This is a genomic window from Spirosoma gilvum (assembly GCF_054776815.1).
In genome coordinates, this window is sequence record NZ_BAAHBH010000016.1 from 89,530 (window position 1) to 105,347 (window position 15,818).

Annotated in this window: 14 protein-coding genes; 8 read left to right on the forward strand and 6 right to left on the reverse strand. The window is 49.2% G+C overall.

From position 1 onward, the window contains the following. Nucleotides 1-6 precede the first annotated feature (6 nt). Together ACYVFD_RS31580 and ACYVFD_RS31585 are read left to right on the forward strand one after the other, a co-directional pair. Nucleotides 7-1,095 (forward strand): efflux RND transporter periplasmic adaptor subunit, encoded by a 1,089-nt coding sequence (locus ACYVFD_RS31580; RefSeq protein WP_461094606.1) that lies wholly within the window; start codon nucleotides 7-9, stop codon nucleotides 1,093-1,095. An 84-nt stretch (nucleotides 1,096-1,179) separates the two neighbouring features. Then, nucleotides 1,180-4,302, forward strand: coding sequence for an efflux RND transporter permease subunit (locus ACYVFD_RS31585; RefSeq protein WP_461094607.1), 3,123 nt, complete (start codon nucleotides 1,180-1,182; stop codon nucleotides 4,300-4,302). Nucleotides 4,303-4,344: 42 nt separating this feature from the next. Here ACYVFD_RS31585 and ACYVFD_RS31590 read toward each other — a convergent pair whose 3' ends face one another. From ACYVFD_RS31590 to ACYVFD_RS31600, 3 genes are all read right to left on the reverse strand, one after another. Beyond that, the gene (locus ACYVFD_RS31590) at nucleotides 4,345-4,947 is read right to left on the reverse strand and encodes a DUF1684 domain-containing protein (RefSeq protein ID WP_461094608.1); all 603 of its coding nucleotides are present in this window, start codon (nucleotides 4,945-4,947) and stop codon (nucleotides 4,345-4,347) included. A 225-nt stretch (nucleotides 4,948-5,172) separates the two neighbouring features. Then, nucleotides 5,173-6,756 (reverse strand): M20/M25/M40 family metallo-hydrolase, encoded by a 1,584-nt coding sequence (locus tag ACYVFD_RS31595; protein WP_461094609.1) that lies wholly within the window; start codon nucleotides 6,754-6,756, stop codon nucleotides 5,173-5,175. Between the two features lie 218 nt (nucleotides 6,757-6,974). Next, the gene (locus tag ACYVFD_RS31600) at nucleotides 6,975-7,526 is read right to left on the reverse strand and encodes a fasciclin domain-containing protein (protein ID WP_461094610.1); all 552 of its coding nucleotides are present in this window, start codon (nucleotides 7,524-7,526) and stop codon (nucleotides 6,975-6,977) included. Between the two features lie 479 nt (nucleotides 7,527-8,005). Between ACYVFD_RS31600 and ACYVFD_RS31605 the strand changes: the two genes are divergently transcribed. From ACYVFD_RS31605 to ACYVFD_RS31630, 6 genes are all read left to right on the forward strand, one after another. Continuing rightward, the gene (locus ACYVFD_RS31605; protein WP_461094611.1) at nucleotides 8,006-8,221 is read left to right on the forward strand and encodes a hypothetical protein; all 216 of its coding nucleotides are present in this window, start codon (nucleotides 8,006-8,008) and stop codon (nucleotides 8,219-8,221) included. Nucleotides 8,222-8,264: 43 nt separating this feature from the next. Beyond that, nucleotides 8,265-8,927, forward strand: a complete 663-nt coding sequence (locus ACYVFD_RS31610; RefSeq protein WP_461094612.1) for a hypothetical protein — start codon at nucleotides 8,265-8,267, stop codon at nucleotides 8,925-8,927. Next, on the forward strand, nucleotides 8,888-9,694 hold the full coding sequence (locus tag ACYVFD_RS31615; protein WP_461094613.1) for a sensor histidine kinase: 807 nt from the start codon (nucleotides 8,888-8,890) through the stop codon (nucleotides 9,692-9,694). Before ACYVFD_RS31610 ends, ACYVFD_RS31615 begins: the two co-directional genes overlap by 40 nt. A 179-nt stretch (nucleotides 9,695-9,873) precedes the next feature. Next, nucleotides 9,874-10,524: a response regulator gene (locus ACYVFD_RS31620; protein ID WP_461094614.1), complete on the forward strand. Its 651-nt coding sequence runs from the start codon at nucleotides 9,874-9,876 to the stop codon at nucleotides 10,522-10,524. Nucleotides 10,525-10,574: 50 nt separating this feature from the next. Further along, a complete protein-coding gene (locus tag ACYVFD_RS31625; protein ID WP_461094615.1) occupies nucleotides 10,575-11,600 on the forward strand; it encodes a dipeptide epimerase in 1,026 nt (341 codons plus the stop codon). 10 nt (nucleotides 11,601-11,610) lie between these two features. Beyond that, the gene (locus ACYVFD_RS31630) at nucleotides 11,611-12,702 is read left to right on the forward strand and encodes an aminotransferase class I/II-fold pyridoxal phosphate-dependent enzyme (protein ID WP_461094616.1); all 1,092 of its coding nucleotides are present in this window, start codon (nucleotides 11,611-11,613) and stop codon (nucleotides 12,700-12,702) included. Nucleotides 12,703-12,803: 101 nt separating this feature from the next. Here the strand turns inward: ACYVFD_RS31630 and ACYVFD_RS31635 are convergent, their stop codons facing one another. From ACYVFD_RS31635 to ACYVFD_RS31645, 3 genes are all read right to left on the reverse strand, one after another. After that, nucleotides 12,804-13,757, reverse strand: coding sequence for a hypothetical protein (locus ACYVFD_RS31635; RefSeq protein WP_461094617.1), 954 nt, complete (start codon nucleotides 13,755-13,757; stop codon nucleotides 12,804-12,806). Between the two features lie 146 nt (nucleotides 13,758-13,903). Then, nucleotides 13,904-14,737 (reverse strand): sugar phosphate isomerase/epimerase family protein, encoded by an 834-nt coding sequence (locus ACYVFD_RS31640; protein WP_461094618.1) that lies wholly within the window; start codon nucleotides 14,735-14,737, stop codon nucleotides 13,904-13,906. A gap of 103 nt (nucleotides 14,738-14,840) precedes the next feature. Beyond that, on the reverse strand, nucleotides 14,841-15,755 hold the full coding sequence (locus ACYVFD_RS31645) for a 2-oxoadipate dioxygenase/decarboxylase family protein (protein WP_461094619.1): 915 nt from the start codon (nucleotides 15,753-15,755) through the stop codon (nucleotides 14,841-14,843). Nucleotides 15,756-15,818: the final 63 nt, after the last annotated feature.

The window sequence follows — 15,818 nt, forward strand, 5'->3', positions numbered from 1 at the left end:
AGATCTATGAATCTCCCTATTTGCTATAGCTTTCTGCTGCTTAGTAGTTTAGCCGTTTTCACGGGCTGCACTCCCAAGCCGGCACAGGAAGAGCAAAAAGCCTTTATGCTGTCCGATACGATGATGCATCGGATTCATCTGGACTCCACAGTCATGCAGCCCGTACGAAGCGAGCTGACGCTGGTGGGGAAGGTGGTGGCCGATGAAAACCGGGTCATCAAAGTATTTCCGCTGGTTGGTGGCAATGTTGAAGATGTAAAGGTGGAACTTGGCGATTATGTCCGCAAAGGGCAAACGCTGGCGTTGATCCGGTCGGGCGAAGTCGCTGATATAGAGCGACAAGGTATTCAGGCTCAGTCGGATTTACTGCTGGCGGAGAAAAATCTGCGGGTGGCGCAGGATATGTTCGAAACCAAACTGGTATCACAACGCGAGGTGGTAGCGGCTCAGAAAGAGGTTGAAAAGGCGCAGGCTGAGGCCAATCGGGTAAAAGAAGTAGCCCACATTTATGGGCTTGGTAAAACGTCGATTTATACCGTAAAAGCGCCCCTGGATGGTTATGTCATCGAAAAGAATGTGAACCGGGGTATGCAGCTTCGTTCCGATAATGCCAATAACCTGTTTACGATCGGGCAGATTTCTGAAGTGTGGGTGCTGGCCAATGTTAATGAAAGCGATATCGGTCGTGTGCGAATTGGGATGGACGCTTCCATCCAGACACTGAGTTATCCAGACCAATTGTTCAAAGGTCAGGTCGATAAAATCTATACTGTGTTGGACCCCGGCACTAAAGCCATGACGGTTCGGATTCGGCTGAATAATACAGGTCTGAAACTCCGCCCCGAAATGCATGCAACGGTCACCCTGCGTTACGAGGATGGGGGCAAGCTGGCTACTGTACCGGCCGGGTCGGTCATTTTCGACCAGTCGAAGCACTTCGTGATGGTGTTCAAAAGTCGCTCCGATATTGAAACCCGCGAAGTAAATGTGCTGAAAACCGTTGGTGATATTGCCTATATCAAAACCGGCCTGAAACCTGGCGAACGGGTCATTTCTCAAAACCAACTTCTGGTCTACGACGCGATAAATGATTAAAAAGCATGGGGCAGAGGGTATGGGGCAAAGGGGCGGTTTCGCTTCTGGTTTTCCCCTTCGCCCTATGCCCTTTCCCCTTTCCCCATGAACAAATTCATCCGCAACGTTGTCGGTTTTTCGCTCAAGAACCGCTTTTTTATCTTTTTCATGACCTTTGGGTTGGTAGTGGCCGGTATCGCCAGCTATCTAAACACACCCATTGAAGCTTTCCCGGATGTTACGAACACGCAAATTATTGTCGTGACAGAATGGAAAGGGCGTTCGGCTGAAGAAATCGAACGGTTTGTGACGGTGCCCATCGAGGTATCGATGAACTCGGTACAACGCAAAACCAACGTGCGTTCCATTACCATGTTCGGGCTGAGCATCATCAAGATTATTTTTGAAGATGATGTCGAAGATTTCTTTGCCCGGCAGCAGGTCAATAACCAACTCCGAACGGTGTCGCTTCCCGATGGGGTCGATCCTGAAGTACAGCCGCCCTACGGGCCAACGGGCGAAATTTTCCGGTTTACGCTCAAATCCGCTACCCGCGATAGCCGTGAACTGCTAACCCTGCACAACTGGGTCATCGACCGGCAACTGCGTTCGGTATCGGGCGTAGCCGATGTGGTGGCGTTCGGTGGACGGGATAAGAGTTATGAAATCCGGGTCAACCCAACGCAACTGGCCAAGTACGACATTACGCCACTCGAAGTGTATCAGGCTGTTACGCGGAGTAACATCAACGTAGGGGGGGACGTAATCGAGCGAAACGGGCAGGCGTATGTAGTGCGGGGAATCGGCCTGCTGACGTCCATTCAGGACATCGAAAACCTGCTTGTCGAAGACCTCGATGGTAATCCGGTACTGGTGAAGAATGTGGCTGAAGTTGCTGAGTCGAATTTCCCACGCGTTGGACAGGTTGGTCTTGATAATGATGATGATGTGGTAGAAGGTATTGTCGTGATGCGGAAGAACGAAAATCCGAGCGAAGTACTGGAGCGGGTAAAGGCTAAAATCGAGGAGCTAAATACCCGTATCCTGCCGTCTGACGTGAAAATGGTAACGTTTTACGACCGTGATAACCTGATCAGTTTCTGTACAAAAACCGTTCTGCACAACCTGACAGAGGGGATTATTCTGGTTACGGTCATCGTATTCCTGTTCATGGCCGACTGGCGGACTACGGTGATTGTGTCGATCATTATTCCGCTGGCCTTGCTCTTCGCGTTTATGTGTCTGCGGATGCGGGGCATGTCGGCCAACCTGTTATCAATGGGGGCCGTCGATTTCGGTATCATCATTGATGGCGCCGTGGTGATGGTGGAGGGGATTTTTGTCGCGCTCGATCATCTGGCCCATCAGGCAGGCATGACCCGCTTCAACCGGATGAGCAAGCTGGGGCTGATCAAGAAAACGGGTGGTGAGTTGGGTAAAGCGGTTTTCTTCTCCAAGCTCATCATTATTACGGCCTTATTGCCCATTTTCTCATTCCAGAAAGTGGAAGGTAAAATGTTCTCACCCCTTGCCTGGACACTTGGATTTGCGCTGCTGGGAGCGCTCCTGTTTACCCTGACGCTGGTGCCGCTGCTTTGCTCCATACTGCTGAAGAAAAACGTGCGGGAGAAAAATAATCCGCTGGTCAATTTCTTCAACCGGATTGTAATGGCTGGCTTTTCCAAATGCTATGCCAATCGTCGGTTGAGTTTACTGGCGGCCATTGTGTTTATGGTGGCTTCCTTTTTCTCGGCCACGTTCCTGGGTACCGAATTTCTGCCGACGCTCAACGAAGGGGCTTTGTGGGTAGAGGCCAAATTGCCCATGAGTAGCTCGCTCAACCAAACGGTGGGTATGGTGCGGGTGTTGCGGCAAAAGTTGATGGAATTTCCTGAAGTGAATGGGGTTTTGTCGCAGACGGGGCGCTCCAACGATGGTACCGACCCCTCAGGATTCTACTACGTGCAGATGCAGGTAAACCTCAAGCCGAAAGACGAGTGGACACGCAAGATTACGACCGATGAACTGATTGAAGAAATGGACGGGAAACTGAAGCAGTTTCAGGGCATTAATTACAACTACTCGCAACCGATCATCGACAACGTAGCCGAAGCCGTTGCCGGGATGAATGCCAGTAATGCCGTCAAGATCTTCGGCGATGATTTGAACGAGCTGAATAAACTAGCGAATACCGTTCTGGCTGCCATTCGCGATGTACCCGGTGTAAAAGATGTTGGAATTCTTCGCAACGTTGGTCAACCCGAAATCAGTGTGTTGTTCCATGATCAGAAAATGGCTCTGTATGGCGTTTCGACGGCCGATGCTCAGGCCGTAATCGAAATGGCGATTGGGGGTAAAACGGCATCGATTCTGTACGAAGGAGAGCGCAAATTCGATATTCGGGTGCGGTATGGTGAAAGCTATCGGAAAACCGAAGATGATATTATGCGGCTAATGGTACCCACCTTACGCGGTAACAAAATTCCGCTACGGGAAATCGCGACGATCCGCGAGATTACCGGCCCGGCCTTCGTGTACCGTGACAACAACAAGCGGTTTATTGGCGTGAAGTTTTCGGTGCGCGAGCGTGACCTGGGTAGTACGATTGCCGATGCGCAACGGCGTGTCAATGCCGCATTGAAAAGCCTGCCTAAAGGCTATTCCATCAACTGGACGGGCGAGTTTGAGAATCAGGTTCGGGCTACCAAGCGGCTGGGGCAGGTGGTTCCGCTGAGCCTGGCGGCTATTTTCGTCATTCTGTTCATCCTGTTTGGCAATGCGAAAGATGCCGGTTTGGTCTTGCTCAACGTACCCTTTGCGCTGATTGGAGGCATTCTGGCCCTGCACGTTACGGGTATGAACTTCGGTATTTCGGCCGGGGTAGGCTTTATTGCCCTGTTCGGCATCTGCGTGCAGAATGGGGTAATCCTGATTTCGGTGTTCAATAACAACCGTCAGCAGAAAATGCCGCTTGACCTGGCCATTCGGGAAGGGGTGCAGACGCGTATTCGCCCGGTAGTGATGACGGCGTTGATGGCCGCTATTGGCCTACTTCCGGCGGCTGTCTCGACCGGCATCGGTTCCGAAACTCAGAAGCCCCTGGCCATCGTGGTGATTGGCGGCCTGATTACGGCGACCATTCTGACGCTGCTGATTTTTCCGATTATCTATCGGATGTTTTACCGACAGAGCAGTGTCCATAAACCGAAGGAGTTAGTTGCTGCGTAACTATTAGTGCTCGTAGAAGGCCGCTTTGACGTACACGTTTGGTCAGTGCTCCTTGCCATAGGCTTTCTCCCCCGCTTCGATTGGGATAGATAGTTCGTTCTCTTTGGGCGGAATGGGGCAGGAGTACCCGTCCTGAAAGGCGCAATAGGGATTGTAGGCTTTGTTGAAATCCAGCGTCAGTTTACCATTCTGAATGTCGCCGGTGCGCAGGTCCATGTAGCGGCCTCCACCGTAGGTTTCTTTGCCCGACGTGGCATCTTTAAACGGTAGAAACAGGTAGTCGCGGTATTCGGGTACGCGCATCAGGTTCAGGCTTCGGTACAGGGTCAACTGCTGTGGTTTACCATGCAGGGTAAATGACAGTCGGGCATAGGCAACATGCTCTTTGGTCTTGCCACTGTAGGTCGGCATATCGAATGGCTCGGCTTTCGTAATCCGTTCGACGGTAGCCGTAACCTGGTACGTTGAGTCGGGCGGATAAAACTGTACGAATGACAGGTCTTCCGGTTGTAATGGTCCGCCCGATGTAGTCAATAAGTCCTTTTTGTAGGTTTCGCGGTGTTTGGCAAGTTGCTCGGCAAACGGCGTTTGCGCCAGAACAGCCGTCGTCAACAGTGTCATAATAAATACCAAACCTTTTGTCATGGCTAGTCTACGAAACCTGTTTATCATGAACCTGTTTAAACTTTCTAAATTTCAGTAAAATTGGACCGTTTTTTTGTCATTCCGACCGGGACGCGTAGTCGCAGGAGGAATCTCAAGCTTGACTAATAAGCAACATTGAGATTCCTCCTGCGACTACGCGTCCCGGTCGGAATGACAAAAAAGAGCCAGACATTTTCTAAAAAAGGGAAAGTTTAAACAGGTCAATTACAACGGTGTATTCAAAATGGCCAGGCAGGTTTTTATGCCCGTCCGTAAATTACCGAGCCGCAGATTTTCATTCGGACTATGCTGGTTGTTGTCCATATTCACCAACGGAACCAGAACGGCTGGTACGTTCAACTCCTGAATGAACGGCACCACAGGTACGGTTCCGCCCATCATCCGAATAATCACCGGATCGTTGCTAAAGCTATCCGTAATGGCTTTACGCAACCAAACACCCATTGGCTCGCTAATGTTCGTCCGAAAAGCTGGCGTACCGGCACTCCCTTCAAAGAAGACGATTTGGGCATATTTTAACCGCTCTTCGGGCGTTGGTACATGATCCAGCACGGTAAAGCCCTGCTTTTCAATATGCTTCCGAACCAGATTAATCATTCGTTTTCCATCGGTTTCGGGTACTAATCGGATATCGAAACTGGCAACAGCTTCTTCCGGGATTATGGTTCCTGAACCTTTTCCGACCACAGCCGCTTTCATACCTCGAATATTGAGCGACGGATACTGCAACGATTCCTGATAGTTGTGCCCAACTTTTTCCTCATCGGCAATGAGAAGGGTCTTGTTAATTTCCTCCTTATTGTCCGGTACTGCCGCCATGATTTGTTGAGTCGCTTCATCGAATGAGATGCCATCGTAGAAGCCCGGAATCAGTACCCGTCCCTGCTCATCTTTCATCGACGTAATCAGCCGAGCCAGGCGGAAAGCCGGATTCGGTGCGTAGTTGCCAAAGTGTCCGCTATGCTGTTGTGTGATAGGGCCATAGGTCGTGATGGTAAACCCAGCATTGCCCCGGCAACCGAACGTAAGCGTCGGACGATTTGACGAGTGCATAGGCCCATCCATCACAATCATGTAATCGGCGCGCAGCCTGGCTTTATGCGCGGCTAATGCTCCCTTGAGTCCGGCAGAACCTTTTTCTTCTTCTGTGTCGATAATCACCTTCACATGGAAGGGCGGAGTACGCCCTTCGGCCTGAACAATGTCGAGCGCATTCAATAGCATAATGATTGGGCCCTTATCATCAGAAGTTGAGCGGCCAAACAGTCGCCATTCGTCGTTTACAGAGGTTTTGGGTAAATCGCCCGCCAACTCTTTATAATTGCCATTGCCAGTCTTTTCTTTCAGTACGGTTATGAACGGATCTTTTTGAAACCATTCATTCGCCCGCACGGGCTGACCATCCAGATGAAAATAGAACAGTACAGTTTTTGTCGCTTTGGGAAAAGTTTTTTCAGCTAATACCACTGGCAGACCAGGTGTTTGCAGTACGCTGGTCTGAAACCCCCGCTTTGTGAATGCTTTTTCGGTCCAGGCAATATTTTTCGTAATATCGGCGGGATTGATGGCATCGTTCGGGAGAGCCACATAGTCACTAAGCTCGTCGATGGCAGGCCACATCTGCTTATCGACCAGCGCATCCATTTTTACGACCGTCAATTTTTGGGCCGACAGACAGAGTGGAGTCAACGTTAGGGCAACCCAACAGGTTAGTGACAGGAAGGGCGTACTCGTAAATGGATGTCGTTGAAATAGCTTTTTAAGCGGAGATGTTTGTTGGGTAGCCATTGTAAGCGGTTGTATCAAGCTGCTCTTCAGCTAAAATACGGCATCCTGACGATCAATAGCAATAATCAAACACAAATACCTGCTTCCGCCATATAATCTAGTCGATTATTTCTGAAACTCGCAATAGTATATCTAATTCTTTGTTCATTTCTATAGTCAAACGGGCCCCGCAAGACTATCTCCGGGGCCCGTTTGACTTGATAATAGGTTACTCATTCTTACGGCATCAGCACCGTATCGATAACGTGAATCACACCGTTCGACTGGAATACATCCGGAATGGTTACCGTTGACATGCCGCCTTTCGCATCGGTGAGTTCAATTTTCTTTCCTTTTTGCATAGCCGTCAGCGTACCGCCTGCCACTGTTGTCAGGGTAGCTTTTCCTCCACCGGCTTTGATCGCATTCATTAGATCTTCGGCACTCATGCGGCCAGCTACAACGTGGTAGGTTAGAATACCCGTCAGCGTCTGTTTGTTTTCGGGTTTTACCAGCGTTTCAACCGTACCTTTTGGCAGTTTATCGAAAGCTTTATTCGTTGGCGCAAATACCGTGAAGGGACCAGGGCCTGATAAGGTTTCGACCAGACCAGCCGCTTTCACAGCCGCTACAAGGGTTGTATGATCTTTCGAGTTAACGGCATTTTCAATAATATTTTTGGATGGATACATAGGTGCTCCACCGACCGTTACCGTTTTTTCCTGAGCAAAAGAAACCTGGCTGATCGCCAATAAGCTGAGTATAGCAAATGTGATTTTAAGCGTCTTCATTGTTGTTTGACTTAATTGATGTGTTTGGAAAAATTACCTTGTGTCGACAACATGCAGACTTACGCAGGAAGAGATAAGTTTGGATTGGAAAAAAGGAAAAATATTTACAAGTTCCTGAATTTTAGAGACTTGGTTGGCTAGGCCGGTTAAGCTGGGAGCGTATTGATTTCTGAAATGGCCAAAAAAAAGCCGGATGGAAGTCCGGCACAATCTCATTAACCAGGAAAGGCATGACGTGATAGAGGAGGAAAGCTAAACTGAACAAATTTGATACATAATCTATAAAATAGATAGGGGGAATCTCCCGATTATCAAACCGGAAAAAGACGGTATTGAATACGGGAAATTTCCCGTTCCTGATCTGAAGTTTATTGGTGTCTTTTGTACAGGATAGTACTCAATAAGGCGCTTCTTTTTTAACTATAAAGTGCCAACAATCTCCATTTAATCTACTTTTTCAACCTTAACTCCCTACACTGATGCTTGAATTCGTTTTTAAGAAAGGTGAACTCAAAAAGCTGATCGATAACTCTACCGTACCTGACGATGGTAGTGTAGTCGTCAGACTCAAATTCGACCCCAAAGTAGGTGATGCATTTCCGGCTCGTGTGACAGCTTTTTGCGAGCGTATTATTGGTACCATCGCCGACTCAACAGAGATTGATGGTTGCCCGAGGCCTCCTGGCTGCGATTAAACGGGTATTATTGCCGTAAATTGCTAAGTCTGTTCAGCCAACCATGTGGCATTTTGCTCGAAAGTTTATTGATTACCTGGACACAATCCCTCCTCTGCTGGTACTGATCGTAGCTTTCACTGCGCTCTATCGGCCGAAGAGGGATTTTGTTATGTATTATCTGGTATGCCAGTGCCTCTTTAATGGCTGCGCCAACATACTGAATGAATTGCTCATCGATAACTTATTCATCTATTCGCTCAATCTGGCCTGGTCTTACTTTATTTTATCCCGTTACTTCGCTAAGCTCTACGCATCCCAATCATTGATCTGGGTTATTTCTGCTTCGGTTGTACTCATTCAATGGAGTACGATCGAAACGGTACAGACTTCCCGAACAGTTGCCTATTTTGATAGTACCTCATTTGGTATAGCCAGCCTGCTTATGACATTGGCCTGCCTGGTTTATTACGCCCGCCAATTGGCCACGCAGCCCCGGCAAAATATCCTGACCGTACGTGATTTTTGGTATGTCAATGGAATTTTCACCTACTATAGCAGTAATTTCTTTATTTTTCTGACCTTTCGTACGCTTACGCACCTACAACTATCGGCCATCAGCATCATCTGGAGAATTCATAATGTCGTTTTCCTGATTATGTGCATTTATTTCTTTATCGGTTTGCGATGCAAGACTTCAGCGGAGAAATCGCCATCGTTAGTATAGCCACCATCTTTTTGCTGCTTATTTCAGGGGCACCTATCCTCTTCCTTTTTATGCACCGGCGCCAGTACGTGCGCTACCTGAGCGAACAGGAACAAACCCGGAATTTACACCAGCGCGAACTCCTTCAGTCGCAACTCGAAATCCAGAACCAAACGCTACAGCAGGTGGGTCATGATCTGCATGACAACATCGGTCAGTTGCTTACGGTGACCATTATGCGCCTGAATTCACTGGAATACGAAACAAAAGGTTCGGCCGTACAACCGTCTGTTCAGCAAACGCGCGATCTGGTCAAAACGATTGTCACCGAAGTCCGGTCGCTGACCAAAGCACTCGATCACGATACGGTTCGTAGATTTGGGCTATTGCCCAGCCTTACGTCAGAACTTGACCGGATTCAGCGGATCGGTAAAATCCAGACGCAGTTAACCACCGTTGGGGAGCCGTATTCATTGGGTGTGCATCTGGAAACCGTACTCGTACGCATGACGCAGGAGTCGATCAATAACGCACTCAAGCACGCCCAGGCAATGACCATACAGCTCATTGCCGACTACCGGCCAGACAAATTTATCCTTGTCATTGCCGATGATGGGAAAGGGTTTGATGTAGGAGAAGCCACTGCCAGGCCGCTCGAAGAAGCTGGTTCCGGGCTTAGTAACTTGTACCGGCGCGCCAGCCTGTTTGGGGGTGTCTGTCACATCAGTAGCCAACCCGGATCGGGCACACGTATCGAAATCACGATGCCCCGACCCCAGCTTGACTGAACGAACAGAAGTAGGTTTACGGCCTCCAGATTTAGGCGGCATACATTGAAACCTATAAGCCGAAAGCGACAAATTACATAGATTCATATGCAATTTATGTTCCTAAATGGGATTCTGAGCGCTCGTCCTTACCTTAGCGCTCCACTTTCCAACTCATAAATTGCCTCTTCAGAAACTCTATGCCCACCTATGTTGCTATTGCCGATGATCACCACCTGGTAGCGGCAGCTCTCTCTGACCTGATTCGCCGTTTTGATACGTATGAAGTGATCCTGATTGCCGAAAATGGACGCGTACTTCTCCAAAAGCTGGAACAGGCCCCACAACTCCCCGATATCGTTCTGCTGGATGTGAATATGCCCGAAATGGATGGCTTTGCCACAGCAGCCCGCCTTCGTGAACGGTATTCGGCCATTCGAGTCCTGGCCCTGTCGATGGAAGATCGGGAAGAACAAATTGTTCGTATGGTGCGCAATGGCGCCCTGGGTTATCTGCTTAAAGACTGTCAGCCCGATGAACTTCGTCAGGCGCTGGACGATGTGATGACCAAAGGCTATTATTATTCCGACTTCCTCACCTCCAAACTGATTACTACGCTCATGGCTCCTCCTGGAAACGGACTGTACATACCGTTTAATCTGAATGAACGGGAACTGGAGTTCGTCAAACTAGCCTGCAGCGAATTGACCTATACCGAAATAGCGGATAAAATGTCGTTGAGCCCTCGTACGATAGACGGCTATCGGGAAATCGTATTTCAGAAAATGAACGTCCGCACTCGAGTCGGTATGGCCATACAGGCAATCAGAAGCGGCATGATTGAATTATAACCAATTAACCACTCCACTACTTCCCTATCTTTGGGGAAATTTCCGTACGAATGCAACTGCTTTTTCATCCGGTCGATCTGCGGCTGAATCATACATTTACGATTGCGCACGATAGTCGCGACGTACAGCCTTCACTGATTGTCGAACTTCGGGATGGTGAGTATCGTGGCTTTGGCGAGGCTACGGCTACGAAGTACTATGGGATTACTGTCGATGGCATGATAGCTGCCCTGGATGCAATTCGTGAGCAAATTGAAGCGCATGAGTTGGCTGCTCCTGAACAGTTCTGGGCTGATATGTATCCGCACCTGAAACAGAATCCATTTGCCTTGTGTGCACTAGACCAGGCGGCCTGGGATTTATGGGGAAAACGGAAAGGGCAACCCCTTTATAAACTCTGGAACCTTGACCCAGTCAGCAGTCCGGTAACGGATTACACCATCGGCCTGGACACTCCTCAGCGAATGGTCGAAAAGATGCAGGAACGTCCCTGGCCGCTTTATAAAATAAAACTAGGTCGCCCTGATGAGGATATCAACCTGGTCCGAACCCTCCGACAACATACGGATGCGTTGTTTCGGGTCGATGCCAACTGCGGCTGGAAGGCTAACGAAGCCATTGAGAAATCTTATTTTCTGAAAGACCTGAACGTCGAATTTATTGAGCAACCGCTCCCGGCTGCCGATTGGGAAGGAGCCAAACTTGTTTATGAGCAAAGTGCCTTACCGGTCATTGCGGATGAAAGCTGTATTGTCGAGAGCGATGTTGATCGGTGTGCGGGCTATTTTCATGGGGTAAATATCAAACTCACCAAATGTGGCGGCATTACGCCCGCCCGACGGATGATTGCCCGCGCCCGTGAACTGGGACTACAGGTGATGGTGGGCTGTATGACCGAATCGAGTGTCGGTATTTCGGCCATTGCGCAACTGCTTCCCTTACTCGATTACGCTGATCTGGATGGTGCTATGCTCATTGCTAACGATCCCGCTACTGGGGTTACGTTCGATTACGGCAAGGTTGTTTACTCCACAGAAAATGGAACCGGAGTTCAATTGATTGATGGCCAGGAATGATCGTAGCAAAATGAGCCCATTTTTTGACATCGATCACCTACCCAACCGGACGATCACCTACAACAGCCAGGAATATTTGTTTTTTAGTGGAACGGCTTACCTCGGTCTACCACAGAATCCTGCCTTTCAGGACTTAATGCAGGAAGCTATCCGGCGCTACGGTACTGTTTTTGGCAGTTCCCGAAACGGCAATCTACGACTGAGTATATACGAGCAGGCTGAGGAAAAGCTGGCGTCGACCCTATCGGCAGGATTACCTCAAACACCTTCCGCGCTCACCTTGTCGTCGGGTATGATGGCTGGTCAGGTAATTATGAACTGGCTTCGCCGACAGGGCGTTACATTTATTTATGCGCCGAATGCCCACCCGGCTATCTGGCACGAACCGGCCGTTGCCTTGCCAAGTTTATCCTTCAGCGACTGGGTTGCTCAATTGCCCGAACAGGTACGCGCTACGCCACCCGGCCCAATTGCCATTTTAACCAATTCGCTCGATGCCGTTTGCTCTGACTATTATCCGTTCGATTGGATTGATACCTTGCCAAACGACCACCCCATCACGCTGGTTGTCGATGATTCGCATGGGGTGGGGGTATTGAATAACGGGCGGGGTATCTGGCCGCAGCTTCAGAATAAACCCAATGTAAATCTACTGGTTACGGCTTCGCTTGCCAAAGCCATGGGTTTACCCGGCGGTGTCATTCTGGGTAGTACCGATACGATCCGGTCCATTCGGCAGACTGCTTTTTTCGGCGCCTGTTCGCCTATGCCTCCGGCTTATCTTGATGTCTTTCTTCAGTCTGGGAACCTATACGCTGAAGCGTACGAGCAACTTTGTCAGAACATTGAGCTGGCTGAAAAATTGTTGCTCCCAACGGGCCTTTTTCATCATGCCGAAGGGTATCCGGTTTTTTTTACCAGGCAGGATGCGCTCTATCCATTTTTACTCGACCAGCACATGCTGATCTATTCGTTTGCGTATCCGACGGCTGCCGATCGTGCCAACACGCGCATTGTTATCAGCGCGTTTCACACACCGGAGGATATTGAAACACTGGCCAACGCTGTGCATCAATTTGCTGAGCGTTCCAGCGTTATTTAAGGCTAAACAATTTGATTTTCAGATCTCTTGATAGTACTATCCTCTTCCTAAAAGTTTTGACCTTTCGGGGAGAGGATAGTAACCGTATGCTCCCTCAATTATTAGGGCTGAACAATCTGCGTAACCGTAGCCGTGTTCGAATTGCCCATCTGGCCGATCCGCAGCAAATTAGCATCGCCGGTTTGGGTAATGGTCATCGTATTGCCATAGCCGCCCTGCGTGGCAAAATTTGAATAAGGCCCTACACCCGCTATGGTGTTATCGTTGCCGCTCTGTACAATCGTGGCAGTATTACTTACCCCCTGCATAAGCCAGGTCTGATTATGTGTGCCTTGTTGCGTCAATGTCGCATCACTGTAGTTGCCAGGCTGTTCAATAAAGGCCTGGTTCGCTTCGCCATCCTGGGCGATCGTGGTCCGGTTGTAAACGCCCATACCCGGATTTTGGCCACCTATGTGATTGGTCTTAGCGACATTGTCGCTCCCTGCCTGGCTGATTGATACCTGGTTATTTGAACTGTACTGGATATTCACCCGGCTATAGTTATCACTACCCGTCTGATCGATGTTGACCTGATTGTTATAACTATTGAAAATGGCCAGTTGACCATCATAGCCCGATGCCCTCACCGAACTTTGGTTGTTATAACCCGTCTGTGAAATGGACGCCTGATTGTTGCCTCCCCAATCGAAATTCACACGAGCAACGTTGCTACTTCCCTCCTGATAGAAACTCGACTGATTGTTGTACGAACCAAATACCTGCGTTGAGGCCAGATTATGATCACCAATCTGGGTGATTGTCCCTTCTCCAGTCAAGCCAGCGCTGTTCTCATTCCCCAGAATGGCAATGGATGATGTGGTATTGCCCGACTGAGAGAGGGCGGCCATGTTGTTGTCGCCCTGTATTGTAACCGAACCCGTATTGCCACTGCCATATTGCCTGACCGGGGTACTGTTGCCATTTCCTTCCTGTTGGAGGGATAAGGTATTTGACTGAGCATGGACCATTCCGACAGTAGCCCCTGCCAGTAATGATAAAATAAGCTTTTTCATGATAAACCTGTTTGATGGTGATTTACTGATGTGTTTGTTTCATCTGTATATCATCATCGGGCCTGCCAGGTTATCAATCATGTAGAAAAATCGAGTATTGAATCGACTGCCGACGGGCTCATCGCCTACATAAACGGGCCAATTCGCTATTTCAAGCCTTCCAGAAAGGCTATACTTTGCGGCACCTGCTCCATCGAACGTGACGATTCATCCTCAATAAAGAAGTGCTTTACCCCCGATTTTTTGGCCTGTTTCATCAGAGCGGCTATACCTACATCGCCCTGACCCAGCGTCACGTTCGATTCTATATCCGAATGGCCCGTCTGGCTGTCGGGTGTGCCGGGTTTCCGGTCTTTCAGGTGCATCAGAATGAACCGTTTTGGGTATTTCTGCAACAAGGCAACCGGGTCGTAACCAGGCGATTTCACCCAGAATACATCCATCTCGAAATTCACCAACTTGTGATCGAGGTTTTCGGCCAGGTAATCGAAAAACGTGCCGTCCTGATAGGTTTGGAATTCGTAGCCGTGATTATGGTAGCACAGGGAAACACCATTTTCGGCTAAAAGCTTCCCGGCCGTATTAAACACGTCGATAGCCCGGTCGGCATCGTGAATCATGAACTGATCGCCAGCGTGAGGTATCCAGGTGCAAACCACATACTTAGCGCCTAATGCTTTCGCTTCGGCCAGTACTTTGGGCACATTCGAGTCCAGATCCTCAAAACTAGCTCCGGTACTAATGGCTTTAATACCGTTCTGGTCCAGCAGTTTCCGAAAATCTGTTAAACTCATCCCGTAGGTTCCGGCTATCTCTGCTTCACGAAACCCCATTTGCCTGACCTTCGCCATCGTTCCCGGTACATCTTTCGCAAACTGATCCCGAAAACTATAGAGCTGCAAACCGACTGGCGCGGGCTTCTGCGCCAGCGAAACCAGACTGCTTAAAAGCAGCCAGGTGAATAGGAAAAAGGGTTTCATGTTGGGGTTGGGGTTTTAAAAGAGTCTCAGGTTTGGTGTTTCAGGTTTCAAGTTGGCTGACGCATCATCTCTTCGTTAATAACTTGAAACACCAATCTTGACACTACATACCGGTTTGTGTTGTGAATGTACTTTCAAAAATCTTATCAGCGTTACCGGTTTCGAAACCTTCGCGCCGATGCTGACGCGTGATCTGCTCGGCGGGTAAATCCCGAAACTGGGGCAATACGCGTCGTTCGGCAAACTCGACATACGATCCGGCAATTCGATGGACATCCTCACCGGCAAATTCAGCGTCAATCATCTGGGCTACTGTCGATGCCTGGCGCAGATCACCGTCGGGGCTAACTTTAATGGTTCCTCCGGCTGTGTTGAGCCGAAAACCTCGTCGTTCCAGAAATGCAACGTACTCATCAATGGTGTTATAACCGGGTTTGAGGTTATGCACACTAATGGTAAAGTGATTCAGATAATAGCGGTTGTAGATAACCCAGGCAGCATACTCGCTTTCGTCCAGCAACCGCTGATAATCGGCTAGCGTGGGCGTTGTCCAGAGTGGCTGATGCAGAAACTGATCGACTGCGTCGGCATCGTCCAGATCCAGTGAATCGACCGGGTCGCTGGTAACGGTATCGGTATAGCGATGGATAATTTGTTGCGCTTCCTCCGAAAGCTCATGCACGCGTAACTCGCTAACAAAAATGCGCGGGTAGTGAGGCTCGGGCGGGCTGAACCAATAGGCCGTCAATTTTTTTCCGGTAAAATTGAACTCATCTCGCTTTTCATAGCCATAATGCAGGAAAATCTTCTCGAACGAAGCGATCCCCAGATTCGGCACGCCCATGGTCCGAAAGGCAATATGATCATTTTCAATCTCAGTAGCAGAATTGATAATACCCTCATCAATCATCGCATCGATGACTTTCTGCACATCGGGAACGCGTTCACTATATCGTCGCATCAGGCCACCCAATACGGCATCGAGGGTCTGCGTAGTCGTTTGTGGATTAGTTAGCATGGGCAATGAATCGTCTTTTCAGGTTTTATGGCTCAATATAAGTGGAAACCTGAACGTAATGAT